The sequence below is a fragment of the Amphibacillus marinus genome (assembly GCF_900110345.1).
In the GTDB taxonomy this organism is placed as follows: domain Bacteria; phylum Bacillota; class Bacilli; order Bacillales; family Amphibacillaceae; genus Amphibacillus_D; species Amphibacillus_D marinus.
Genome location: NZ_FODJ01000017.1, coordinates 12,340 through 38,140, shown reverse-complemented (window position 1 = coordinate 38,140; position 25,801 = coordinate 12,340). Strand labels below are relative to the sequence as shown.

26 protein-coding genes and 1 tRNA gene are annotated in these 25,801 nt (G+C 38.7%); 19 read left to right on the top strand and 8 right to left on the bottom strand.

The window, feature by feature from the left end:
• The 9 genes from BM000_RS16100 to BM000_RS16060 all read left to right on the top strand — a co-directional run.
• Positions 1–1,390, top strand: a 1,390-nt coding sequence (locus tag BM000_RS16100) for an MSCRAMM family protein (RefSeq protein ID WP_143063954.1), incomplete at its 5' end; no start/stop codon positions are given.
• Between the two features lie 234 nt (positions 1,391–1,624).
• A complete protein-coding gene (locus BM000_RS16095) occupies positions 1,625–3,187 on the top strand; it encodes a putative polysaccharide biosynthesis protein (protein ID WP_091500297.1) in 1,563 nt (520 codons plus the stop codon).
• A gap of 37 nt (positions 3,188–3,224) precedes the next feature.
• Positions 3,225–4,688 (top strand): bifunctional methyltransferase/pyrophosphohydrolase YabN, encoded by a 1,464-nt coding sequence (gene yabN, locus BM000_RS16090; RefSeq protein WP_091500295.1) that lies wholly within the window; start codon positions 3,225–3,227, stop codon positions 4,686–4,688.
• Position 4,689: 1 nt separating this feature from the next.
• Positions 4,690–4,959 carry an RNA-binding S4 domain-containing protein gene (locus tag BM000_RS16085; protein ID WP_091500294.1) on the top strand — a complete coding sequence of 90 codons (270 nt, stop codon included), beginning with the start codon at positions 4,690–4,692 and terminating at the stop codon, positions 4,957–4,959.
• Positions 4,960–5,023: 64 nt separating this feature from the next.
• A complete protein-coding gene (gene yabP, locus BM000_RS16080) occupies positions 5,024–5,326 on the top strand; it encodes a sporulation protein YabP (protein WP_091500292.1) in 303 nt (100 codons plus the stop codon).
• Positions 5,323–5,895, top strand: coding sequence for a spore cortex biosynthesis protein YabQ (yabQ, locus tag BM000_RS16075; protein ID WP_091500291.1), 573 nt, complete (start codon positions 5,323–5,325; stop codon positions 5,893–5,895). Before yabP ends, yabQ begins: the two co-directional genes overlap by 4 nt.
• A gap of 16 nt (positions 5,896–5,911) precedes the next feature.
• A complete protein-coding gene (locus tag BM000_RS16070) occupies positions 5,912–6,292 on the top strand; it encodes an FtsB family cell division protein (RefSeq protein WP_091500289.1) in 381 nt (126 codons plus the stop codon).
• Between the two features lie 77 nt (positions 6,293–6,369).
• Positions 6,370–6,780, top strand: coding sequence for a S1 domain-containing RNA-binding protein (locus tag BM000_RS16065; RefSeq protein WP_091500287.1), 411 nt, complete (start codon positions 6,370–6,372; stop codon positions 6,778–6,780).
• A gap of 284 nt (positions 6,781–7,064) precedes the next feature.
• Positions 7,065–7,589 (top strand): polymer-forming cytoskeletal protein, encoded by a 525-nt coding sequence (locus tag BM000_RS16060; protein WP_091500286.1) that lies wholly within the window; start codon positions 7,065–7,067, stop codon positions 7,587–7,589.
• Between the two features lie 104 nt (positions 7,590–7,693).
• Here BM000_RS16060 and BM000_RS16055 read toward each other — a convergent pair whose 3' ends face one another.
• From BM000_RS16055 to BM000_RS16040, 4 genes are all read right to left on the bottom strand, one after another.
• Complete coding sequence (locus BM000_RS16055; protein WP_091500303.1) at positions 7,694–8,671, bottom strand: polyprenyl synthetase family protein; 978 nt, start codon at positions 8,669–8,671, stop codon at positions 7,694–7,696.
• A 29-nt stretch (positions 8,672–8,700) separates the two neighbouring features.
• Positions 8,701–9,228: a Gx transporter family protein gene (locus tag BM000_RS16050; protein ID WP_091500284.1), complete on the bottom strand. Its 528-nt coding sequence runs from the start codon at positions 9,226–9,228 to the stop codon at positions 8,701–8,703.
• Positions 9,225–9,665, bottom strand: a complete 441-nt coding sequence (locus BM000_RS16045; protein WP_091500282.1) for a NusG domain II-containing protein — start codon at positions 9,663–9,665, stop codon at positions 9,225–9,227. Before BM000_RS16045 ends, BM000_RS16050 begins: the two co-directional genes overlap by 4 nt.
• 179 nt (positions 9,666–9,844) lie before the next feature.
• Positions 9,845–11,716: an NAD(P)/FAD-dependent oxidoreductase gene (locus BM000_RS16040; RefSeq protein ID WP_091500281.1), complete on the bottom strand. Its 1,872-nt coding sequence runs from the start codon at positions 11,714–11,716 to the stop codon at positions 9,845–9,847.
• Between the two features lie 364 nt (positions 11,717–12,080).
• Between BM000_RS16040 and BM000_RS16035 the strand changes: the two genes are divergently transcribed.
• From BM000_RS16035 to BM000_RS16010, 6 genes are all read left to right on the top strand, one after another.
• A complete protein-coding gene (locus tag BM000_RS16035) occupies positions 12,081–13,124 on the top strand; it encodes an FAD:protein FMN transferase (RefSeq protein WP_091500279.1) in 1,044 nt (347 codons plus the stop codon).
• Positions 13,125–13,138: 14 nt separating this feature from the next.
• Positions 13,139–14,077, top strand: a complete 939-nt coding sequence (menA, locus tag BM000_RS16030) for a 1,4-dihydroxy-2-naphthoate polyprenyltransferase (protein ID WP_091500278.1) — start codon at positions 13,139–13,141, stop codon at positions 14,075–14,077.
• A gap of 18 nt (positions 14,078–14,095) precedes the next feature.
• The gene (locus BM000_RS16025; protein WP_218144109.1) at positions 14,096–14,911 is read left to right on the top strand and encodes an energy-coupling factor transporter ATPase; all 816 of its coding nucleotides are present in this window, start codon (positions 14,096–14,098) and stop codon (positions 14,909–14,911) included.
• Positions 14,902–15,759 (top strand): energy-coupling factor transporter ATPase, encoded by an 858-nt coding sequence (locus BM000_RS16020; protein ID WP_091500275.1) that lies wholly within the window; start codon positions 14,902–14,904, stop codon positions 15,757–15,759. Before BM000_RS16025 ends, BM000_RS16020 begins: the two co-directional genes overlap by 10 nt.
• Positions 15,756–16,553: an energy-coupling factor transporter transmembrane component T family protein gene (locus BM000_RS16015; protein ID WP_091500273.1), complete on the top strand. Its 798-nt coding sequence runs from the start codon at positions 15,756–15,758 to the stop codon at positions 16,551–16,553. Before BM000_RS16020 ends, BM000_RS16015 begins: the two co-directional genes overlap by 4 nt.
• Positions 16,554–16,739: 186 nt before the next feature.
• Positions 16,740–17,252, top strand: coding sequence for a ClbS/DfsB family four-helix bundle protein (locus BM000_RS16010; RefSeq protein WP_091500272.1), 513 nt, complete (start codon positions 16,740–16,742; stop codon positions 17,250–17,252).
• 133 nt (positions 17,253–17,385) lie between these two features.
• Here BM000_RS16010 and BM000_RS16005 read toward each other — a convergent pair whose 3' ends face one another.
• From BM000_RS16005 to BM000_RS15990, 4 genes are all read right to left on the bottom strand, one after another.
• Positions 17,386–17,766 carry an MmcQ/YjbR family DNA-binding protein gene (locus tag BM000_RS16005; RefSeq protein ID WP_091500270.1) on the bottom strand — a complete coding sequence of 127 codons (381 nt, stop codon included), beginning with the start codon at positions 17,764–17,766 and terminating at the stop codon, positions 17,386–17,388.
• 18 nt (positions 17,767–17,784) lie between these two features.
• Positions 17,785–18,693: a prenyltransferase/squalene oxidase repeat-containing protein gene (locus BM000_RS16000; RefSeq protein ID WP_091500269.1), complete on the bottom strand. Its 909-nt coding sequence runs from the start codon at positions 18,691–18,693 to the stop codon at positions 17,785–17,787.
• A gap of 76 nt (positions 18,694–18,769) precedes the next feature.
• Positions 18,770–19,594 carry a helix-turn-helix domain-containing protein gene (locus tag BM000_RS15995; protein WP_091500267.1) on the bottom strand — a complete coding sequence of 275 codons (825 nt, stop codon included), beginning with the start codon at positions 19,592–19,594 and terminating at the stop codon, positions 18,770–18,772.
• A gap of 158 nt (positions 19,595–19,752) precedes the next feature.
• Positions 19,753–19,826, bottom strand: a tRNA-Met gene (locus tag BM000_RS15990).
• A gap of 345 nt (positions 19,827–20,171) precedes the next feature.
• Between BM000_RS15990 and spoIIE the strand changes: the two genes are divergently transcribed.
• The 4 genes from spoIIE (at position 20,172) to tilS (ending at position 25,794) form a co-directional block, all read left to right on the top strand.
• On the top strand, positions 20,172–22,598 hold the full coding sequence (gene spoIIE / locus BM000_RS15985) for a stage II sporulation protein E (protein ID WP_091500265.1): 2,427 nt from the start codon (positions 20,172–20,174) through the stop codon (positions 22,596–22,598).
• A gap of 97 nt (positions 22,599–22,695) precedes the next feature.
• Positions 22,696–23,433 carry a vWA domain-containing protein gene (locus BM000_RS15980; RefSeq protein ID WP_091500263.1) on the top strand — a complete coding sequence of 246 codons (738 nt, stop codon included), beginning with the start codon at positions 22,696–22,698 and terminating at the stop codon, positions 23,431–23,433.
• Positions 23,399–24,334, top strand: a complete 936-nt coding sequence (locus tag BM000_RS15975; RefSeq protein WP_091500262.1) for a protein kinase domain-containing protein — start codon at positions 23,399–23,401, stop codon at positions 24,332–24,334. The genes BM000_RS15980 and BM000_RS15975 overlap by 35 nt, the downstream gene beginning before the upstream one ends.
• 56 nt (positions 24,335–24,390) lie before the next feature.
• Positions 24,391–25,794: a tRNA lysidine(34) synthetase TilS gene (tilS, locus tag BM000_RS15970; RefSeq protein WP_091500260.1), complete on the top strand. Its 1,404-nt coding sequence runs from the start codon at positions 24,391–24,393 to the stop codon at positions 25,792–25,794.
• Positions 25,795–25,801: the final 7 nt, after the last annotated feature.

The window sequence follows — 25,801 nt, the reverse complement described above, 5'->3', positions numbered from 1 at the left end:
GGAATCAATTGCTGGATACGATCTTTTGGACGGACGCTTTGAATTTGTCATTGCGTTAGGTCAAGAAGAGCGGACTGAAATAGAATTAGAAAATGCCTTAACAACTGGTGCAGTGCGACTAGTTAAAGTCGGTGAAGAAGGAGAAGCGTTGGAAAACGCAATCTTTAACTTAGTCGATGAAGATGGGGAAGAAGTCGTATCAGGGCTTGAAACAAATGATTCCGGCATAATTGAGGTTAATGATCTAAAACCAGGAACGTATTACTTTGTTGAAACGGGCGCACCATTTGGTCATGATCTTGACCCGACGCCAATCGAGGTAACTGTTGTGTTTGACCAGCAGGAAATCGCCGAAGTGGCTAAGACGAATGAACGCACAACTAGCGGTGTTGAGCTTACTAAAGTTGATAGTGAGACAGGTGAACGTTTGGTTGATGCAACATTTGAGCTGCAAACTACTGAAGGTGAGTTTATTAGTGAGCATGTAACAGATGAGGCAGGGCAAATTGTGGTTGAAGGATTAAAGCCGGGTCACTATCAATTTGTTGAAACGGAGGCGCCATTTGGCTATGAGCTTGATCAACGCCCAATTTTGTTTGCAATTGACTTAGGTCAGATTACCAATACACAAATTAGTACAGACAATCAAATTGTCACAGGCGATTTTGAGTTAACTAAGCTAGACTTCGATAACGGTCATGTGCTAGCAGGTGTTGAATTCGAATTGCAAGCCGCTAATGGTGAGTTCATTGAAGCAGGCTTAACAACCGATGCCGATGGTAAGCTATTGCTAACAGGATTACGCCCAGGCTCTTACCAACTCATAGAAACGCGTGCTTTACCAGGTTATCAACTTTTAGCAGGACCAATTGCGTTTACAATTGATCGTGGTCAACTAGCTCAGAAAGAGATAGTGATAACGAATATGCTGACACGTGGTTCTGTGCAGTTAATTAAGCAAAATGAAGCAGGCAATGTATTAGCTGATGCTATATTCACCTTGCTTGATGCTAATGGTAATGAACTAAAGGCTGGTCTTACAACGAATGAAGCAGGCTTAATTATTGTTACCGATTTACGCCCGGGTAGCTATCAGTTTATTGAAACGGAAGCACCAGAAGGCTACCAGCTGGATAACACGCCTATTGATTTTGAGATAGAAGTGGGGCAAGTTGAGATACTATCAATTAACGTAACAAACGAAAAAATAGAAGTCGAACCTACTGGATCTACTGATATTGGTGAGTCTAATTCTGAGAGAGAACCTAAGCAGCAAACGGACTTACCTAACACGGCGACCCAGGTGTATAATGTTATGACTATTGGAGTTAGCATACTTTTATTAGGTGGTATTCTGTTAACCATTCGTAAAAAGAGAAAAGATTTTTAATAACTAAGAAATAATGAAAAGCAACTATTTGGATTATCTCCCAGTAGTTGCTTTTTGTCAGTAAATTAATTAAATTGCCGATGAGCGATTAATGATGGTTGCTGGTGCTCTCACTTTTAGTCTAGCAGTGCAAAATAACGTTAAAAAAAATATGCTCAATTTGATGATTAAGCTTCACAGTAGCTACTATGGTATAATAAAGTAGTTTTTAATGTAGAGAAAGGTATATACCATATGAAAAAACGGCTAGAACAACGCCAATTTTATCGAGGGGCGTTCTTACTTACTTATGCTGGACTACTTAGCAAGCTATTAAGCGCCATGTATCGTGTGCCTTTGCAGAATATTACTGGGGACGTCGGTTTCTATGTTTACCAACAAGTCTATCCTTTTATTGGAATTGCAACAATGCTAGCCTTATACGGATTTCCTGCGGCTATTTCAAGTTTGGTTGTGCAACATTCCGGACAGTTAGATAAACGATTAACGAGGCGTGTTTTTTGGCATTTACTATTGTTTTCGGGTCTGTTATTTTGCTTGATTTTCATTTTCGCTCCTACAATTGCTCGTGAAATGGGTGATGTGAACTTAACAATGGCAATTCGGGCATGCTCTTGTTTATTTTTACCAATTCCGTTCGTAGCTACCTTAAGAGGCGTTTTTCAAGGACAGAGTAATATGACGCCAACAGCCGTTTCTCAGATAATTGAACAAATTGTCCGTGTTAGCTTAATTATTGCTTTGGCACTTGTAATAGTAAGATTAGATGGTTTGGTTTACCATGTAGGGATAGGGGCTGTGCTAGCTTCGTTTGTCGGTGCGGTAGCAGCAGCAATATTTCTATACATATACAGCTTTAAAAAACAGCCCCCAAGAGAGCGGGTCAGTAATATGTCCTGTTCAGCTCTTTATATCTGGAAGACAATTATCGGCTTCGGACTAGTGATGGCTGTCAATCATATGCTTTTATTGCTTTTGCAGCTTGTTGATGCGCTAACGTTCGTACCGCACTTACTTGAAACAGGCATACCACTAAGCGAGGCCCAAGTCCTTAAAGGTGTGTTAGATCGTGGCCAGCCACTAGCGCAATTAGGAATAGTGCTCGCTTCATCCTTAACCTTGGCGCTTATTCCGTCTGTTACAAAGGCAAGGCTGTTAAGTAATCAAGAGCAGTTTAGGGCTTATATAACTAGCACCTGGCGATTTACGCTATACTTATCAGCTGGAGCTACAGCAGGCTTAATTGTTTTATTACCTGAGATTAACCTTGTGTTATTTAAGGAAGATGTGGGGACAGTTAGTTTGCAAATATTTACTTTCACCATTTTATTTGCATCATTAAGTATTTCCACGGCAGCCATCTTGCAAGGGCTGGAATATGTTTATCGTACGGCAATTTTTGTGCTAATTGGCGTACTGGCGAAGTTTATCTTTAACATTATTCTAGTTCCTTATTTATCAATTGTTGGTGCTGCAACAGCAACCGTATTGGCGACCATTATTGTATTAGTTTTAAATATGACACAACTAAAAAGGGCTGTTCCTAATCAAAAAATAATGCAAGTGCCTTGGCTACGCTTTGGATCAGCGCTGTTGATTATGGTTGGTGCAGTGACTTTAATTAATAGAGTGGGTCAGTCCTTGTTTATAAGTGGGTCGAGACTAGGGCAGCTTTTTTATATTATAATAGTTGTATTGTTTGGCATTATCATTTATTTTTTTAGTTTAGTTATGCTTAGCGTGTTTACGAAGCAAGAGCGTGACGTATTGCCATTTAAACGGTTTTTGAATGATTAGTAGAAGAATAGCTGGTCAATGCAGAAAGGATAGATGAATGTTGAGTCGTATTAATATTATTGGTCTAGGTGCAGGTGATCTAGAGCAGCTTTCATTAGGGGTGTATCGCAAAATCACTAATTTGACCGTCCCATTGTTTGTGCGTACTGCTGATCACCCTGTGCTCGCAATATTAAGGGATGAGGGGGTACACTATCGGTCATTTGATTATGTTTACCAGTCTGCAACCGATTTTGAAACGGTCTATCAAACGATTGTACAACAGCTTAAGCTTGAAGCAGCAAAATTTAATGAGATTGTCTATGCAGTTCCTGGCCACCCTATGTTGGCTGAACGAACGGTACAGTTGCTTTTGGAGCAAGAAGAGATAGAGGTTCACATATTAGGTGGTCAAAGTTATTTAGATGATTTATTTACCGCACTAAAAATTGATCCTATTGAAGGGTTTCAATTTTTTGATGCCACAAGCTTTGACCGCAATCAAGTTAACTATACGAATCATCTGGTCTTCTGTCAGGTCTATGATCAGATGATTGCTTCAGAGGTGAAGTTGACATTATTAGAGGATCTTCCTCCAGAACATCTAGTCACAGTAGTTGAGGCAGCTGGAAGTGAAGCAGAGTTAATAAAAACCATACCGCTCTTTGAACTTGATCAGACTGTTCGATTAAGTAATTTAACAAGTCTGTATATTCCACCTACTTCAAAGGCAGTTTTGGCTCATCAATTTAGCTATTTACGAGAAATTATTGCAACGCTACGTGGACCAAAGGGCTGCCCTTGGGATCAGAAACAAACACATGAGAGTCTACGACCTTATCTTGTTGAAGAAGCATACGAGTTAATTGATGCAATTAATCAAGAGGATGACAACGCGATCACAGAAGAGCTTGGGGATGTGCTATTACATGTTATGCTTCATAGCCAAATCGGTGAAGATCAAGGTTATTTCACAATTGATGATGTCATTCGTACCCTTTCTGAAAAGTTAATTAGGCGGCATCCACATGTTTTTAACAATACCATCGTGTCGGGTATAGAGGAGGTTATCTCCAATTGGCAGGCGATCAAAGCAGAGGAGAAAGGACTAGTAAAAACGAACTCACTACTAGATCGTGTTCCAGAGTCGTCATCTACCCTTGTTAAGGCTGAAGGACTTCAAAAAGAAGCCGCTAAAGTAGGGTTTGATTGGGACAACCCTAACGATATCTGGGCTAAGGTTCATGAAGAGATAAGGGAAGTTCAAACAGCAATTCAGGATGAGAACCAGTGGGAAATAGAGGCAGAGTTTGGTGATCTAATATTTGCGATTGTAAACCTAGCACGCTATTATAAAATTAATAGCGATTTGGCTCTGAACAGAATGAATGCTAAGTTTACCAAGCGCTTTCACTTTATCGAGCAAGTAGTAAGAGCACGGGAACTGAACATAAGTGAGTTATCGTTGCAACAACTTGATAAATTCTGGGAAATGTCAAAACAAGACGAGGAGAATGATTGAAATGCGATTAGATAAATTCTTAAAGGTATCACGCTTAATTAAACGAAGGACTCTGGCAAAGGAAGTCGCTGATCAAGGACGTATTAAAGTAAATGGTAATCAAGCGAAAGCAGCAACTACAGTCTCAATAGATGATGAGCTGGATATTCAATTTGGGCAAAAGTTATTAACGATAAAAATAGAATCGCTTAAGGAGACAGTACGAAAGGAAGAGGCCAATACTCTCTATTCTATTCTCAAAGAAGTACCTGTATCTAAAGATAATAATTAAGGTAAAACCGTTCTAATAGAAGTTCCTCTAGCATATCATATTAGTGATTAAAGGAGGGCTTATTATGTTACATGAATCGAACCAATATTCAACTTCATCTACTCAACCAGAGCATGAAATTAAAGTGCGTAACAGACGAGTTATTGAAATTAGCGGTGTTAAAGAGGTTGATAGCTTTGATAATGAGGAGTTTCTGCTAGAAACAGTGCAAGGCTATCTAATGATTAGAGGAGAAAATCTCCAAATTAAAACTCTTGATGTAACGCAAGGGCGAGTTGAGATTAAAGGTAAGCTGAATGATTTTTCTTATTTGGATAATCACCAGAATAGTTCTTCAAAAGGATTTCTTGGTAAGCTGTTCAAATGAGTGTAAACACCCAATTGCTTTCGTTCGCGGGCATGGTTTTAGTAGGCGTTTATCTTGGGTGTATGTTTGATACAAATGAACGTTTAATTAAGCCGCTAAAAGGGTACAAGGTGTTAGCTTCTATTTTTCAGTTCGCATTTTGGCTTGCACAAAGCTTCATTAGCTTTCTGTTTTTAGTTGAATTAAATGGTGGACAAGTACATCTCTATTTTTTAATAGCGGTAACAATTGGATTTTGGTTTTATTTAAGAGTCATCCAGCATGGTTTTCAGTGGCTGTTAGAGGGCTTTATTGTGCTGGTGAAACGAATTTGTTTTTTTATTTATCAGCTTGTTTACTATCTTATTATTAAACCAATTATCTACCTTTATCGCTTAATATTAGCAATTTGTGGTTTTGTATTTGTCGTCTTTAGCTACGTTATTAAAATAATTTTAACCCCAATTCTATGGATAATGAGGCTTTTATGGCGTTGTATTCCTAAAAATGTGAGGAAATACTTAGTTTCTTTAGCAGGAATCTATAGTAAAATAGAGAATACTATAATAAAGCGGAATAAAAAAGAGTAAAGGAGGTTATCATGATATGGGAAGACATCAGCAAAAAGTTGCCCGATTTCGTTCAAAGACTATGGATCAATATGATATTAAACAAGAGCGAGCGCGTCGGAAAAAGCAACGCTTAAGAAGGAGACTTATCTTGTTTGCTGTTCTTGCCTTGGTAACCTTCAGTACGGTTTTTTCATATCATAGAAACCAAAGGGCAATACATGCCGAGAAGGTAGCTGAATATGAGGCACTAAAGAATCAGATGGTGCAATTAGAAGGTGAAGCACGATCTTTATCAGAAGAAATTAGTTTATTAGAAGATGAGTCTTATGTGCTTAGAATTGCAAAGACTAATTATTTCTTCACTGAAGAGGGAGAAATAGTTTTTAAACTAACTGAGGAAGATCCTGCTTATTGACATTGCTTTCATAGCTTGGCTATAATATAAAGGTGTAGTATATCTTTTTTTAATTCTTAAGGAGGAGCATTTTTTTTATGTCAATTGAAGTAGGCAGCAAGGTGCAAGGGAAGGTAACAGGGATTACTAATTTTGGTGCGTTTGTTGAATTGCCAGAGAGTAAAACAGGACTCGTCCACATTAGTGAGGTTGCCGATAATTATGTTAAAGATATTAATGAACACCTGACAGTTGGTGACGAAGTAACGGTCAAAGTTATCAATGTAGAAAAGGATGGAAAAATAGGCTTATCGATTAAAAAGGCAAAGGATAAACCTGTCCAAAATCGGCGAAGCTCGAGTTCTAGTCATCCTAAACCAACTCGTGAACGTACAGAGAACTTTGAGGCGAAAATGAATCGTTTTCTAAAGGATTCTGAAGATCGCTTAGCTTCGTTACGAAAGCATACCGAATCGAAACGTGGAGGTCGAGGTGCTAAAAAGGGCTAATTTGCTGTCTAACTCGTCATATAAAAATGAACCGAATTGCATTTATATTGTTTTATAATTTCTTATAAAAGCTTACTTGTCTTCTAGGCATGTAAGTTTTTTTATTGATGAAGCCGGTAGTAGTGCAGTTAATATTAAGGTTGAAAAGTATCGTAAACTTTTTGTGAACTTTTGTGAATTTTTTCACGATATTTAAACTTTTGTGTACACTAAGTTGCTTATATGTGGTAATATATAGATTGTACAAAGCTGTACAAACAACATGACTCTTAGGAGGAAAGACAATGAAATTTAAACTATTTTTAGCAATGATTTTAACAGTAGGCTTATTAGCTGCTTGTGGTGGTTCTGATGATAATGGCACGGAAGAAGAGGGCACAGATGTCGTAACAGCAGCGTCGTTTGCAGCTGATGCAGAAGGTTTACATGCAGCGGCGAGTGAAAACGGAACGTGGATTATTATTCCTGAAAGCGACTTAACGTTATCAGAGGATTTAGTTGTAACTGGAACGTTCCATAACAGTGGAGATGAGAGTGAAGACGTTTATCGTAAAATTGCTGCCTACACACAAGATGATGATCGTAATATCGTTGATCAGTGGGTCATTACAGTACCACAATTAGTTGTACAAAGTGAAAACCTTAATTTCCAAGGTGGAACGCTTGATGGTGATGTATATGTAGAAGCAGATGGTTTCCTACTTCATGCAACAGCAACAGTAACGGGTGACGTTATTTTCGCTAGTGAAGAGTTTGAAGCTTCAGCTTCTTTGGAAGGAACAGTTGAAGGCGAGACAAGTGTAGAATAATGGATGTAAAAAAAGCTAACTGGCTAAAGTTAGCTTTTTTTTGTTGAAACATAAGCGATGACTCTATCTATAAGGTAAAATAAATGCCCAACCAAACAATAATTTTACATTGTTCGTTTGAGCATTTGTGATGTTAACTCAAATAATGTGTCTTTATAAGGCCCATTAGGAAGTTTATTTAACTCTGTTAAAGCTTTTTCGGTATACCGGGAAGCAAGCTTCTTAGCATTTGCTAGTCCGCGCTCTTGTCTAATTAGTGTAATAAGTCGGTCTAACTCTTCATCAGAGAGCTGTTTCTTTTCGAGGATTGGTTTAATTTCCCGTTCGTTTTTGGCTAGTGCATAAATTAAAGGTAAGGTATAAATGCCTTGTCTGACATCGGCCATTACTGGCTTTCCGACATGGGAAGCATCGGCCTCATAATCAAGAATATCATCAATAATTTGAAAGGCCATCCCGATATAGTGGCCCATGTACCATGCATGTCGAGCTTGTCGTTTTGTTGCCTTACTCTCAATTGCACCAGTATAGCAACTGACAGCAAATAATTGAGCCGTTTTTCCAGAAATACGTGCTAAGTAATCCTTTACACTACTAGCTGGTTTAAAACGAGAGTGAAGCTGATCAAGCTCACCAATAAGAATACGCTCCATGCTGCGCGAGTTATAGGCTAAATGCTCCAAGGAACCTGAATGCTTAGATAAGATCGCAAAACTAATGGAAAATAAATAGTCCCCAGCATAAATAGCAAATTTATTGCCATGCGTATTCTGTAGTGTCGCTTTACCTCTTCTGGTTGCAGCGTCATCAATGACATCATCATGGACGAGTGTTGCCATGTGTAATGTTTCGACTGCTGCGGCAAGCGCAATTGCTTTATCGCGATCATAATAGGCACCCATTTGGCTACATAACAATGTATAAGCAGGACGTAATAATTTCCCCCCAGCATGAACAACTTCTTTTAAAGTTGCTCGAATTTGCTTATCTCTAATCCGTATATGTGAATCAATGAGCTGCGTGACCCTAGAAAGGTCTTTTTCTAATTGTGGGTAATCCTTCCACATCGCATGCGTGTTCATCATTAAATACCTCTTTCATTCTTATCGCGTTACAACGTTCTTAAATCCATATAATAGTGTAAACGTTCGATGTGAGTTAATAAATAGTTAGCAGTGATCCCAATTGCTATGCCTGTCAGAATACCAATTAATGATAAGACGGGCAAATAAAGCATAACCGTCCAGGTTTGCGCGACCCAGCTAGCGATGACAAGCTGGCCAACATTATGGAAAACAGCACCAGTAGCACTGACACCTATTAAGCTAATTTTCATGAAGCTTAGTTGCTTAATGGTTAGCATACTAACAAAGCTAAGTAATGCCCCTGCCGCGCTGTACATTAGGGTAGAGACAGTACCACCAAGTAGAGTGGTTAACAAAAGGCGAATGAAGACAACCTTACTGGCATCTTTAAACGGCAGTGTGTAAATGGCCATACAGGTTATAATATTGGCTAAGCCTAATTTCGCTCCAGGAGCAAAAAAGAAAGGAGAAGGAATAATTCGTTCAACAAGGCCTATAATAACGGCTTGAGCCGCTAATAAAGCGATATATACAAGGCGTTGATTCTTTGTCATAAGACCTGTCCTCCCTCAGTTTGATTAATAAATGAACTTATTATATCAATGTCGGTAAGATCATTAGACTTAATCTCGATGACAAGCTGATGGGGTAGACAGACAATGGTTTGTCCAGCTTGATCAATGTACCCAGTTCGGACACAAACCTGATCGGTGCAGCTTGCCTGATGAATCCTAATTCGACCATCAACAACCTCAATTGTGTTTGTCTCGTTATCATCTGTGTATATAGTAAATTGTTCTTTACCTTGGTGATCTGTTAGATTAATTTCATAAACCAGCTCATGATCTAATGAAATTGTCGCAACACGATCAAGACCACTGACTTGACTTTGATTATAATAAAAAACAGCAAAAGGAAAAAAAGAAACACAGAGAAGAAATATGATGATACCAAGATCACCGACTTTAAATACAGAGAGAAAAGCTTTCATTTCCTGTCTTCCTTTCACTGTTTAGGATGGCTAACTCACAGTAAAAAAACGCAATCTTAAAGTTAATTTGCGTTCCTTTGATCATTCGTTATTATCTACTATAACAGAAAACCCTTAGATAAAGAAGATAGCGACAGACTCTTGTGCAAGAGTCAATCGCTGCTCCTCTATTTAATATGTTATTTATCTTGATAAATAGATTTCGGTTTGCCGTACCACCATTGACTCGCTTTTTTCTGAATAAAAGGAATTACCCAGTAATCAAGTCCCATTGTACGACCAGCCCCATTTAAAATGGCAATGGCTGCAGGTAAAGCCCAAAATTGTTCCCAGCCTAGCATGGCTGATAAAGTAAACATGGCGATGAATGCTGCACTAGCTGCACTTGCCAACCATGTGAATAGACCGAAGATGAGTGCTAGCCCAATGGCAATTTCAACAAACACAACTGTTTTTTGCATAAATACAGCAACTTCTGGTGTTGGCATGATAATTTGCATAATCCATGCAAACCACTTTGGTAAATCGCTTAAGATAGGTACTGCCCATTCACTAGCATCAGTTGCAGCTGCAGTTGCAGCAGAACCCGCTTCTTGTAACCAAGGGTAGTTCAGGTTGACAGAAGAAGATACAAGCCATGAATCCTCTCCAATTCCTCTAAATAGTTTTGTTAAATTAGCGAAGCTTGAGGTAGCATCTGACCAAAGTTCTTCACCCCAGAATTTTTTCCCGCCTTCAACAAGCCAGAAAAACCCAAGATAAACGCGTAATGGCACACTCCATAATACATTGCCGTAACGTGTTAAGAAGTCACGGAAGATATTACGTTTATCCTTGGTATGGAAAAATTCATGCTCGATATATTTAAACATATAATAGCCACTACCAATACCAAAGAAATAATACAAGTTAACCATATGTTTGACAAAATTCGCGAACCAACCACTTAAGTGAAGGCCCATAAGGTCTGCAACACCATAGCGTGCACCGATAGACACCATAACACCATGGTATTTACCTTCGTAGGCAACTTTGTCCTCACCTTTTATTGTTGCAATAATGTTTTTTGCTGCTGTTGTACCAGTTTGTTCGGCAGCTTCGACAATTTGCGGTGTTGGCTTACCTGGTTCTTCCTCAAAGTAAGCTAAATCACCAACGACATAGACGTTATCATATTGCTCAGATTCCATATACTTATTCACTTTTAATCGACCAGCACGCGCTTGCTCCATTTGGTACTCTTCAGTATCAGAATTAGCTTTGACGCCACCTGTCCAAGCAAGTGTATAAGTTGGAATTGTTTCGCCATTTTTAAGAACAATTTCGTCCGGACGAACTTCTACTATTGGAGATTCCTTTAAAACCTTGACACCGTGCTTTAACAAGTAAGCTTCAGCTTTGTCAGCATCACGACGCTCCAGCATATTTAAGATTGTTGGCGCAGCCTCAATCACATAAAGTGAAATTTCATTTACATCAAGCTTGTTGTTTTTAGCTAAGCGTTCTTTCCATTCAATAAGCTCTCCAACTAATTCAATACCAGTAAAACCAGAACCACAAATGGTAAATGCTAGCATCGCACGGCGTGTTGCCTCATCATGAATAGTTGCGGCTTTTGCCACTGTATTCTCAATGTGTTCACGTAATTTAACGGCATCTTCCCATGACCATAAGGTAAATGCGTGTTCACCAACACCAGGTGTACCAAAGTCGTTAGGCTCGCCACCCATACCTAAAATTAAATAGTCATAATCAAATTCCCCATGCTCTGTTGTCACTTTTTTGGTATCATGATCGACATGAGTAACATTGTCTGTGACAAGTTTCACTTTTGTACGATTAAATAAGCGACGAAGATCAAATTGAATCGCGTCTGGCTCAACTCGATGCGCTGCAACCTCATGCAATTCGGTCATCATTGTATGATAAGAATGACGATCTATTAAAGTAATTGATACAGTATCATCTTTTTTAAACTTTTTAGCTAACTTTTTTGCCGCATGGACCCCTGCATAACCAGCACCAATAATGACAATATTCTTGTTTGCCATTTTCTCCTCACTCCCCCTAATAATAGTTGTAAACCAAGATTTGTTGTGAATTTATGAACAACCGATTATTATTGTAACGCTGTTTTTTTCTTGTGTCTAGGCTTTTTAAAGATTATATATAAAAAATTTGCTAAAGTTTGAACAAATTGAAATATTATTTATCAAACAAAAAAGTTCATTAAGTATTCACAACTCTGTAAAAAACCGATAAAATAAGATTTAATCAGTAAAAATCAAGAATTAATAGTTGATTTCATAATAGACAGCTATATAATGAGGGTGCTATACTCATTTTCAAAGGCCATTAATGTGAATCTATTCACATTAATGGTTAGCGTTGACGTCATTTTAGGGAGTGTCAGACATGAAAGGTTATTTAAAGGTTACAACCCTAGCATTCTTAAGTCTAGTAACGCTTTTAGGGTGTGGTAAAAATGATTCTGGTCTATTAACATCACCTCATACACAGAGGGAGTTTTTAATTGGAACAATCATAAATTTAAGTGTTTATGATGAGGATAAAGAATATACACTTCAATTAGCAATGGATCGTATTAGTGAGCTTGAGCAATTAATTAGTGAGGAACTCAATTCAACAAAGGTATTTGAAATAAACCGTGAAGCAGGCAAAAGTCCTGTATACGTTTCTGATGAATTATATGAGCTAATTAAGATAAGTATTGATTATGGTATACAATCAGATGGGGGCTTTGACGTTACGATTGGTCCGCTAACCCAGCTTTGGCGCATTGGCTTTGATGATGCACGGAAACCAGGTCAGGATGAAATTGAAGATGTACTTGGTTTAATTAATCATGAAAATGTTGAGTTAGACGATGAGAATCAAACTGTTTATTTAGTAAAAGAGGGGATGGAGTTAGACTTAGGTGCAATCGCTAAGGGGTATATTGCTGATCAAGTTAATCTCCTTTTGGATGAAGAGGGTGTAACAGCAGCTATTATTGATTTAGGTGGCAATATTTTTGTGAAGGGTAATCGGCCATCAGGTGGTGATTGGTCCGTTGGTATCCAAAACCCCTTCTTAGGTCGAGGGGAACTAGTCGGTAAGATTAAGGCATCGGATAAATCGGTAGTAACATCCGGTATATACGAGCGCTACCTTGAGGTAGATGATGAAACATACCACCATCTATTGGATCCAGATACTGGATATCCATTTAATAATGAAATAGCGGGTGTATCGATTATTAGCGATCTGTCGGTTGATGGGGATGCTTTATCGACAGTTGCTTTTGCTAAAGGATTAGTCGAGGGGAAAGCTTTTATTGAGGAACTTGAAGATGTTGAAGCTATATTTGTAACCCGCGACCGCGCGATCTACTTAACAAGTGGTATCGTAGATAATTTTGAATTAGTAAATGAGAATTTCGACTTAATAACACAATAGAAAAGGTGAGCATCATGAGCATAAAAGCTTTTTTACAGCTTGTTGAAATCCAGACTAAAATAGCAAGTGTCTTTCCGTTTTTAATAGGAATCCTGTTTGTTTGGTTTCGCTACAATAGCTTTAATTTAATAAACACAATTATCTTCTTTATCGCAATGTTGCTGTTTGACTTAACGACAACAGCTATTAATAATTATATGGACTTTCGCAAAGCGACCTCGAAGGAATATCGACAGACCCGTAACGTTATTGGACAGGAGGCTATTCCAGAGCGATTAGTTGTTGGTACTATTTTTACCATGCTAACGCTAGCTACGGGGTTAGGCTTATGGTTAGCCTATCGTACAGATTTGTTTGTCCTTCTTGTTGGTATGGTCTGCTTTGGAATTGGTATATTTTACACGTTTGGACCGATCCCACTATCACGTATGCCTTTAGGTGAAGCCTTTTCTGGTTTAGCGATGGGGTTTGGCATCTTGTTTTTGGCGGTTTATGTGAATGCTTATCAGTATGGTATTGTTAATTTGGTATGGGAAGGGCGTTCAATAATCTTAGAGGCAGATATCATTCTGTTACTAGAAATATTTTTAGTCTCAGTTCCTTGTATCTTTACAATTGCCAATCTTATGTTGGCTAACAATATATGTGATTTGGAGGAGGACATTGCCAATCATCGCTTCACCCTACCTTACTATATTGGTAAAAAAAGAGCGGTCTATATGTTTAATGGGCTATACTTGTTTTCTTTTGTTGCATTAATGAGTGCTGTATTATTAAATTTATTACCGCTTATGCTATTGCTGGTGCTCTTCATCATCTTTCCCGTTTATCAGCAAGTTAAGCAGTTTAATGACAGACAAATTAAAGCAGAGACATTCAGCGTAGCTGTCAAAAGCTTAATCCTTGTTAATGGCTCAGTCGTCATAACGTTCATTGCCGCGTTACTCATTTAAATAAGGGGGCAGATTTGTTTGCCAAACTTAAATGCTATTCAGGTTAAAAATATAAAGTTTCGCTATGATTTAAGATTAGACCACCATGTATTATCAGATGTTTCCTTCGTAGTCGAAAAAGGGAAATGGGTTTCTATTATTGGGGAAAATGGCTCTGGTAAATCAACTTTAGCCAGACTATTGGTTGGTTTATTACCACCAGAGTCTGGCTCAATTTTTATCAATAATCAGTTAGTAGACGAGCAAAGTAAAGGGCAAATCAGAAAAAAACTTGGCATTGTTTTTCAGAACCCAGACAATCAGTTTATTGGAACAACTGTTGAAGATGATGTTGCTTTTGGTTTAGAGAATCAGCAGCTAAGCTATGAAGAGATGCACAATCGTGTTGCAGAAGCACTTAAAGTAGTTGATATGTATGAACACCGAGCAAAAGACCCCTCTCAGTTATCTGGTGGTCAAAAGCAACGTGTGGCAATTGCCGGTGTGCTCGCTTTACAGCCTGAGATAATGATCTTTGATGAATCGTTTGTAATGCTAGATCCTTTAAGTAGAAGAGAACTATTAGAAAGCTTGCAGCTTATCCAAGCACAATACGATTTAACGATTATCTCAATCACGCATGATCGTAATGAAGCAGCTTTGGCTGATAAAGTAATCGTATTAGAGCAGGGAAAGCTTATTAGTGAAGGCGCTCCAGCGAATATTTTTGCTGAGGAGAAGAAGCTAACGCCGCCCTTTGCTGAAGCGCTCAGAAGAAGGTTAGCGACTGCGGGTGTAAGTATTCCCAATCATTACATGTCGGAAGAAGAATTGGTGGATTGGCTATGCAAATAGTATTTAATCAAGTTAAAGCAGATTATCAACTCGGCCCCATTCGGACGGCGAATATTATTAATGAAGTTAACTTATTAATAGCTGATCAGTCTTTTACCGCAGTGATTGGTCCTACTGGAGCAGGGAAATCGAGCCTATTAAAAATGATCAATGGTTTATTACTTCCTTCTGCAGGCTCGATACAAGTGGGCGAGTATTCTATTACCCCTAGTTGTAAAAAGCAGACCCTTGCGGCGATTCGTAAGCGGGTGGGAATGGTCTTTCAATTCCCTGAGCACCAGCTATTCGCTGAAACAGTAGAACAGGATATTGGCTTTGGCCCAACTAATTTTGGCTTTAGTCGGGAGGAAACACGATTAGCCGTCATCGAAAGCATGGGAAAAGTTGGTCTTGACCCAGCGCTATTACAACGTTCACCATTCTCTTTATCTGGGGGGCAGCAACGCCGAGTTGCGATTGCTGGCATTATTGCAACAAAACCAGATGTGCTTGTACTTGATGAACCTGGGGCAGGACTTGACCCTGAGGGGAAACGCGAAATTTTAACGATGATTCAAGAATTACATGACAACCACAAGCTAACAACAGTGTTAGTTACTCATGATATGGACGATGTCGTTGCTTATGCCGATAATGTTGTGGTAATGGCTAACGGGCAGGTTATGTGTCAGCAAAAGGTAGAAGAGCTATTCGCGGACAAAGAAGCATTAGTAAAGTGGAAAATAGACTTGCCCGAACCATTACGCATACAACGTTGCATCGAGGAGCAGTGTGGACGTGCTTTTAGCTCAGCAAGCTTAACGCTTGAAGCATTAGCGGATTTACTGTTAAAGGAGTACTTTGCATGAACAAATTAATGATGGGGCGTTATTTTTCAGGTGACTCCTTTTTACATCAACTTGATCCACGTACGAAGCTTTTTGCTACATTGTATATCATTGCGCTCCTTTTTTTTGTTGAGAATATTTGGGGTTTCTTGTTGTTGTTTGCTGTGACTTTCTTCATTATGCATCAGACAGGCATTGCTTTGGTTGCATTTATAAATGGCGTAAAGCCACTTATTTGGCTAATTTTATTTGCAGTTATGCTCCGGATCTTTTTTACAGGTGGCGGTATAGTTTATTTTCGAGCAGGTCCAGTCATGTTGTCAAGCTTCGGGTTAATAACCGGCTTTTATACATTCTCTAGATTTGTATTAATGATCTTTATCTCCACTGTTCTAACCTTGACGACAAAGCCAATTGATCTAACAGATGCTATCCATGCTTTGTTAAAGCCGCTGCAAATCTTTCGAATCTCAATAAATGACTTTGCCTTAATGCTGTCAATCTCCTTAAGGTTTATCCCCAACTTGCTTGATGAAACAACAAAAATTGTTGATGCACAACGGGCACGAGGTGTTGTTTTTGGGAAAGGGAATATTATCCAACAAATGAAGAAACTTGTGCCAATTGTCTTGCCTTTATTCGCTAGCTCACTAAAGCGAGCTGAGGAACTGGCTGACGTAATGGAGGTCAAAGGTTATCAATCTGATCAGAAAAGGACGCGTTATCGTCAGCTAAAATGGCAAGTTAGAGATGCCGTGGCTTTACTGATGATTGTACTATTAACAGCAGCGGTTGTGTTTGTTAATCGTCTTTAGGATTAATAACTGTCATAATTAAATGGAAGAGGATAATGTGGAAAAGTTTGTATTATCCTGTTTATTATATGCATACATAGGCATAAGTTGATGTTAATTGGGTCAATCAGTTCTGCTCGACGTAAATAATATTTAAAGCGAATCCATTTTGTATGAGTATAATAAATATAAAAGGAGAATTTACTAATGCCTACTAATGAAAAAGATGAGCTACTACGTGATAGTGAAGACCATTTTCAAACATTACTTAGAATAATTGAATCTGTTCCTAGCCGAAGTAGAAATATTTCGATTGAAACCGAAGAAAGAGACAAGAATTTCCGTGATGTCGTCATGCATCTTTACGAATGGCATGCAATGTTAGAACGATGGTATAGGGAGGGGATGGATGGTGATCGTCCTTTTATGCCTGCTCCTGGCTATCAATGGCGTACCATAAAGCTACTGAATTTGCAGATTTGGGAAAACTATCAAGATGTGACACTAAATCATGCAATTAAAAAATTCAAATTAAGTCATGAGAGAGTCATGAAGCATATTAGATCACATAGCAATGAGGAAATTATGATAAAAAAACACTATAAATGGACAAAAACAAGTAATTTATACAGCTATTTCGTAGCTAACACAGCTAATCATTATCTTTGGGCAATTAAAAAATGTGAAGTGATTGCCAAGGTAATTAAAGCGAAAAAATAAGCTTATGAAATAATGCTAGTTAAATGAGAAATGAGGGCTGGGGCAAATAATTAGTACGATGTTTATCAGCAAATAGATTAACAATCATTTTGCTTTGCCCCAGCTTCAATCGTTAAAATAGATTTACGCCATGCTAACATTTTTCAAATTGCATACGAATCTTCTTAGGTAATTTATTATAGACAAGCTGATAGGATTGGACAATTAGCTGCGTAATAGCTTCATCGTCAAGTTGTACCGTATTCAATTTGATTGAATTCCAATGTACTTTATTTGCATAGTAGCCAGGTGTGACATCGGAATATGTGTCACGCAAAAAAACATTGTCGTCCGGTGGTCCTTTTAAAGTTATAATTGCATCTTCAATCGGGTCGGGTGACATCATGCCAAACTGTTTTCCTTGTAAATCAAAATAAATTGTATTCCAATCCTCACGATAGTAGACCTTTGCTCCTGCTAAGCTTTTGCCCGTCTGCTCACACATTTTCATTCTTGCGTGTACACGCTCTGCCATGCTTAAGCACTCCTTTTTTTAAAGATGTTCAAAATTTCTTAAAAAAACTAGGTTCTCAATAATTGCATGTGCTTTCCACCAATTTTGACTAATTGCCCATTCCTGTGGATAATCAGCCCAGCTCCACGGGATTTTCCAAGATCCATCGGGAAGCTGTGTTTTTAGGATAAAATCACATTCATATTCTACCAACGCCTTGTTCGCTTCATAAAACGTGCTATCTCTACTATTTAAAAATTGAGAAGGTCGACAGGCGTATGTGTCCGCCCACTCTGCGTGATTTTGTGTTAGCGTTGCTTTTAACCCTAGAAGTAGTTGTTGCTTAGCTTCCGTTAAATTAAATAGATGAGTAGCATTGGCTCCCTCGATATATTCGACGAGCCTAATATAACAGGACAGTAAGTGCATATCGTTTAACGGGCTATTTTCACATAGATAGGTCAATGCCTCACCAGCTAGTTTACACCCGTGTTGATACTGATTACTATTCTTCTGAGCATACCGAATGATAAATCCTGCCAAACAGGCAGTTGGATTATAGCTTAACGTGTTCGAGGCTGTGTCATGCCACCATGGTGCGTGTGGGTAATCATTATTACTGTTAACAGTATTTTTCCAATACTTTCCATTAAAATCTTCCTCACTAGCAAGATACGCTAATACCTTTTCAATAATCGGGTGTTGGCGATCATTAATGGCAAGCTCGTACAGAATCTCAGTAGCTGCCCAGGTTTGAATTGGTGTTGAATTAGGGTTCCAGTAATCGGGTTCTAGGCCATTGCCAAACCCACCATCTTCATTTTGATAAGAGCTAAGTGCATGAAGAACAACCTCCCTACTTCCATTCTCAAAGTGATAGTGCCACCTAGCGAGATCTAGCGGTCGGGCATTTCGCATAATAAATTGACGTGCTTTGCTATAAATCATAAAAAATCGCCTCCTTGTCTTAGTCTACCCCCAATTAAATCAGTTAAGTAGCAAATAGTATTGGAAAAAAACGACCTTAGTTATTTGCGAGTGCTAGCGCTTGTTTGGGGGTTAATGTGTGGTACTGCTTAAAACTATTAAGCAAGTGTGCTTGATCATAAAAGCCATATTTGCTAACCACATCATGAATGTTAATTGAATTTTGGTAGGCAATCTGCTGCCAAAGGTATTGATGCCGGATTAAAGCTGCAAGTTTCTTTGGGCTAACTCCAGTAAATTGCTTAAACAGGCGCTCTAACTGACGCTGTGAGATAGCTGTATGTTCAATGATATCTTTAAGCTGAAGATTCCCCTTGTTAACGAGCATCTGATTAATCGCATTCATAACGTGAGCATTTTCTCGTTTTGTGTTTATCCGTTTAAGTAAGTAAGTCTCAGCATATTTAATCCGTTCAGCTATTGTGTGACTGTCAATAAGCTTTTGTTCGAGCTCTTTTCTAAATGTCTTGAAATATTGCTCTGGATCAGCAAATTGATTCAAGCTAAACCGCATGTCTTCATCTGTGAATAACGCCACGGACCAGGCATAGAACCGAATTGCAAAGGTAAATGAGAAGGTAGCAGGTCCAGCTGATTGAGCCAAAAAACTCTGATCTTGAATACCACAAAATGACTGTCTAATTGTGTTCTTAGTAAAATTAACGTCAAAAATAATATCCATACATGTATCTGGAATAACAAGTGTATCTTGTGGAAGACGCCAAATGCTCTTGGTGGTTCCCCAAAAACAACATACATATGGTGCGAGGGCTTTTGTTGGGGCAATTTCTATATATGCTTGATGACGAGTGAATGGCGTAGCTGTAATCGGACGGTAATGTGTAAATAGGTCATTGACCATAAGTGATCCTCCCTAAAGGCTTATCTATTAAAAGTAATTTCACGACTTATGTTATTCTAACATGTGAGGGTGAGAGGAGCGTATTAAGATACCAAAATAAACGACAAAAAAAGCAGAGCTGTTTGTTATAAACAGTCTGCTTTAATCTTTAGCTTTAGTAGCGGCGGAGGGAGTCGAACCCACGACCTCACGGGTATGAACCGTACGCTCTAGCCAGCTGAGCTACACCGCCATGAATAGGCTATGACTTGAAGCCACAAATGATATAATACAACAGCTATGAAAGAGTGTCAATGTTTATTTTCTAATCGCCTAATAAACCGCAGTGTCGACTTAAAGTTAATCGCTTGCTCACGATCATTTAAGTGAGTTGTTAATAAGCTTTCTCGTCCTTTTCCAACATGCGCACTAATATTATTACGTAACATTCAACTTGATAATGCTTTTAAAGGAAAAAACCCACTACTTTTGCTAGAATGCGTCGAAAGATTTTAATGATGTGTCCTGTTATTTTGACAAATTATCTCGTTGTTATGTGATTAAATGATCATCATACTAATAAAGAGGTGAAGGAATTGTGGGAATAATAACAGAGGCCTATTCGGAAAAATTAAAGTATCAATTTAAAGTAAGGTGGATAAAAACTTTCTTTCAAGTTATGAAGCAACAAGACGTCGCGTTGTACGTTATTAGCTTCTTACTTGGGCGGGCAGTAATAATGGACGAGCTTATCCCCTTCTCACTTGCTTATTTTGCAAGTGTCTGGGTTATTAAACGGGAACGTGCGAAGCTTGTTTTGCTTTTTTCAATATTTGGTGTGGTTACCGTTGGTTTTTCACCTCTAATTATTCTACTTATTAGCTATCTATGCTTTGGTTTCTTTATTTCGCTTGGTCTATTTGTCAATTCAAATAGGCATTTGCCATACATATTAGCTTTATCATCTATGCTAGGAAGGCTTGCTTTTACTAGTTTATCAAATCAGTTTTCTAATTATGCTTTAATTATGGCTTTTACAGAAGCCCTACTTGCTGGAATTTTATTTTTAATTTTTATTCAAAGTACGCCGCTCGTAGCACCAAAGCGTTATAAGCCAGTCTTAAAAAATGAAGAATTAATATCATGTATTATCTTGGTTGCATCGGTTCTATGTGGTTTATCTGGCATGTACTTGGTCGGTGTTAATCTTGAGGATGTTTTCTCCCGTTATTTAATCTTAATGCTAGCCTTGATTGGTGGCCCTACCATTGGCGCAACGGTTGGTGTGATTCTGGGGTTAATTTTAAGCTTAGTGAATGAGACAACATTAACGCAATTAAGCTTACTGGCATTTAGTGGCCTATTAGGTGGACTAATGAGGGAAGGTGGTAAGTTTGCCATTAGTTCAGGATTAATAATTGGTACATTTCTATTAAGTATTTACGTAGATGGTACAGCTTCGTTGTTTCCGTCGGTAGTGGCTTCCATTACTGCCATTTTACTGTTTTTGCTAACACCGACAAGTTTGACAAAGAGATTAGCACGTTTTATCCCAGGATCAAATGAACAGTATGAAGAACAACAGCAATATTTACAAAAATTACGTGATGCAACGGCTAATCGAATGGAACAATTCTCAGACGTTTTTGAAGCGTTATCAAAAACATTTACCGGTAAACTTGCCCAAGAAATTGATATACACCAAGAGGAACGAGAGCTTGATGATTTCTTAAGTCATGTCACAGAGCAAACCTGTCAAGGCTGCTTCAAAAAAACGGTCTGTTGGGCAGAAAATTTTGATAGTACCTATCAAAATATGGCCAAAATTAAGCAAGAACTCTCACAGAATGGCCATGTTTCGCAAATTACAGAGTCAAAGTTTAAGCGTCAATGCATGAAGGCCAATAAAGTTGAAGCGGCAATAAAGGACCAGCTTTCTTACTATAAAGCAAATCAGCATTTGAAAAAGCAGGTTGGTGAAAGTAGGCGCTTTGTAGCTGATCAACTGTTAGGCGTGTCAGAAGTTATGGATAATTTCGCCAGGGAAATTGTTCATGAACGTGAGCATCATGATTTACAGGAACAACAGATTGTTAACGCGCTAACTTCAATTGGAATGGAGATTGAACAATTAGATATCTATTCATTACGTAAAGGTGAAATTGATATTGAAATGACGCTGTCTGTCTATCAATACCATGATGAGGGTAATAAAGTGATCGCCCCCATCTTGTCAGATATTCTAAAAGAAAACGTCGTGGTTGCTGAAGAAGAAATTTCGCCAATGCCAAATGGTTACTGTTTCTTAATTTTCAAATCAGCAAGGGCCTTTCAATTGGATATTGGTGTAGCCCACGCTGCTCAAGGAGGCGGATTTATTTCTGGTGATAGTTATTCCACAATGGAGCTTGCTGCTGGTAAATATGCATTAGCCATTAGTGATGGTATGGGTAATGGGAAAAGAGCACGAGAAGAGAGTATGCAAACCCTACATTTACTACAGCAGATCTTGCAATCTGGAATCGATGAGCAGGTTGCGATAAAATCAATTAATTCGATATTGTCACTTCGCATGACCGATGAAATCTTCTCTACTCTTGATCTGGCGATGGTAGACTTACAATCTGCTAATGTTCAATTTTTAAAGATTGGTTCCACGCCCAGCTTTATTAAAAGGGGACACACAATTTTACCAGTTGAATCGAGTAATTTGCCGATTGGTATTGTTAAAGAGTTTGACGTTGAAGTGGTTGATCGTCAATTAGAGCATGGTGATATCCTGATCATGACAAGTGATGGCATCTTTGAGGCGCCAAAATTAATAGAGAATCAAGACATTTGGCTTAAGCGGGTTATTAAGCAAATCGAGACTTCTGATCCGCAAGAGATTGCCGATTTATTGCTTGAAGAAGTAGTGCGCTTATCTTCTGGAAAGATAGAAGATGATATGACTATTCTCGTTGCGAAGGTGCAGCGTTATCAATCAAAGTGGGCTACTGTCCCTTACTATAAGGTTTCTGAATAAGTACGCTAATTACCAATTGATTTTCTTTTTACCGTATAAAAAAAGCTAATTGAGTCGAGAATGGTGATAGCATAGTTCAACTAGGAGGGAAAGTGAGATGCAAGCAGGCAAGTTAAAGCAAATTTTATTAATTACCGACGGCTGTTCCAACCAAGGGGAAGACCCAACGTTAGTCGCAAGCCTAATTAAAGAGCAAGGTATTACCGTTAATGTGATTGGTGTGCTTGATCATGGCGATGAAGATTCGGAGAGTTTGCAAGAAGTAGAGGAAATTGCTGAATCAGGTGGCGGGGTAAGCCAAATTGTTTATCCACAACGATTAACACAAACCGTTCAAGCTGTCACCAAGCAGGCGATGACGCAAACGCTTCAAGGCGTTGTCAATCAGGAGCTACGCTCAATACTAGGAGATACCCAATCAATTGAAAGCCTGCCACCCAGTCAACGAGGAGAGGTAATGGAGGTTGTCGAGGAGTTAACAGAAACCTGTGATATTCAATTGCTGGTCCTGGTTGATACAAGTGCCAGCATGCAAAAGAAAATTGAGTTAGTTAAAGAAGCATTAATTGATCTCTCGATAAGTATGAATGCTAGAATAGGTGATAATAAGTTTTCAATCTATTCTTTCCCTGGGAAGAAGAAAGCTACGACTCAAATTCTTGATTGGTCAACAAAGCTTGATAAACTTGCAAGCGTTTTTCCAAAGCTTACAAGCGGTGGTGTGACACCAACCGGGCCGGCGCTAAAGGAAGCTTTACACCATTATGGACAAGCGGGATTATTAAGGAGCTTAAAGCGACATGCTGAATCAGAGCAAGCCGACTTTGGCATTTAATCTTAAACCAGGGACTAGATTAGTTGGTAAGTGGAAGCGGAATAGCTATGTTATTCAACAAGTGTTGGGAAAAGGAGCGATAGGGGCTGTCTATTTAGCAAAGCAAAGTGATAAAAAGCTTGTTGCATTAAAAATAAGTGATAAGGTCGCGTCGATCTCTTCAGAAATTAATGTCTTACAAAAATTAGCGAAGGTCCGAGGTAACAGCCCTGGACCTTCTTTGTATGAGGTAGATGATTGGTTGGCACCAGATGGAATTTGTTACCCATTCTACACAATGGAATATGTTCAAGGAAGTGAGCTAAGTTCCTTTTTAAACAATCGCGGCAGTGCCTGGCTAGGACTACTGTTATCGCAATTATTAGAAGAACTGGATCAACTCCACCAAATTGGCTTTATCGTTGGTGATTTGAAGTTGGAAAATGTTATTGTAACAAACAGCCCAATCCGGCTCCGGTTTATTGATGTAGGTGGCGTAACTCAGATCGGTCGTTCAGTCAAGGAGTACACGGAATTCTATGATCGAGGATACTGGCAATGTGGGGACAGGAAGGCCGAACCGAGCTATGATTTATTTGCGTTAGCAATGCTTGCTTTACAATGCGTTTATCCGAATAGATTTAAGAAAACCGAGGATGCAAAAGGCTTACTCCTAGCTAAAATTAAGCAAGCAAAGGTGCTTTCAGCATATGAGCTGGTCCTATCACGGGCGGTAAGCGGACGTTATCAAACAGCCATCTCAATGCGACAGGACTTAAAGAAAGTGTTGATCCTGCAAACCAAAGTAGAGCAACCAACCGCAACCGTGCATAAAGGGCGGAGTCAAAACCGTGATTGGTTAGAAATCTTTATGTTTGGTTTAAGTAGTCTCATTTTTTACCTTCTTACAGCTTTCTATTAATTAAAATTTCTGCTAGGATAGGTAGCATATATCATTAAACTAAAGAAGGTAAAGCGATGTTAGTCGATACTGTTGATTTGTACGTAAGTAAATTTAACCTTATTGAAAAGAACAAAACTGTTATTGTGGGAGTGTCCGGGGGTCCAGACTCAATGGCCCTCCTCCATTACTTAATTAAAAAGCGCGAGGAATGGCGGCTTAGGTTGATCGTCATTTCAATTAACCATGCACTTCGAGGTGAAGATTCAATTCAAGATACTGAATATGTTAAACATTTTTGTCAGGAAAATGCGCTTGAATTTGAAGTCAGCACTGTTGATGTAAAGGGCTTAAAGGCCGAAGCGAAGATGGGCACACAGGAGGCTGCCCGGACATTACGCTATCAAGTATTTGAGCAGATGATGGACAAGTATAATGCTACATACTTAGCGTTAGCTCATCATGGTGATGATCAGATTGAAACAGTTTTTATGAGGTTGACTAGAGGGACACAAACGGACATGCTAAAAGGTATGTTACCTTCAAGACCTATTGCTAATGGTCATTTAATAAGACCCTTCCTTTGCTTAGCTAAAAAAGATATTGAAGGCTATTGCAAAGAGCAGAATATTGTCCCAAGAAGAGACCCATCCAATAATGAGGATACTTATACAAGAAATTATTTTAGAATTCATGTCTTGCCGTTATTAAGGGAACAGAACCCTAATCTTTTGCACACGATTCAACAGTTTACTGAACATGCACAGGATGACAGCCTTGCTTTAAAACAGATGGCAGATCAAGTAGCTCGGCGCATTGTTACTTATCAGGCTCAACCACCTCAAGTTAGCTGTTCAATTAATGACCTGAAAAAGCACCCCCGCGCTTTACAAAGGAGATTGTTTCATCTAATATTAAACTATCTATATAATACCCTTCCAAGTGGTCTGAATTATCGGCATGAACAGCAGTTTTTTAACATGCTAACGAACGAGCGGGCTAATGCTTCAATTGATCTCCCGAATAAGTTAAAGATGACTAGATCTTACCATTTACTTATGTTCTATTACGAAGAGAATCGTGAGGGCTATCAAATGGTGCTAAATGTACCTGGCACGACGCGTGTATCAGAGGAATGGTCCCTTTTAACTGAACTTGTGACAGATTGTCAAGTGAAAACACGAGATGAAAATGTGTTTTATTGGCCTTATCCTACTAATTATCAAAGCAAACGCCTTTTTATTCGTTCACGACAACCTGGGGATCGTATCTATATAGAGAGTCTAAAAGGTCATAAAAAAGTTAGCCGATTATTTATTGATCATAAGATCCCTGTACATCGGCGTGACCATTGGCCAATTCTTGTTAATGATCAAGGTGAACTTCTTTGGGTGTTAGGCTTAGCCAAGAGAAGTCACGATCAACAACTTGAAGGGGAACATTATATTAAAATTTTTAACCAATTTAATAATGGATTGTAGGAGGATC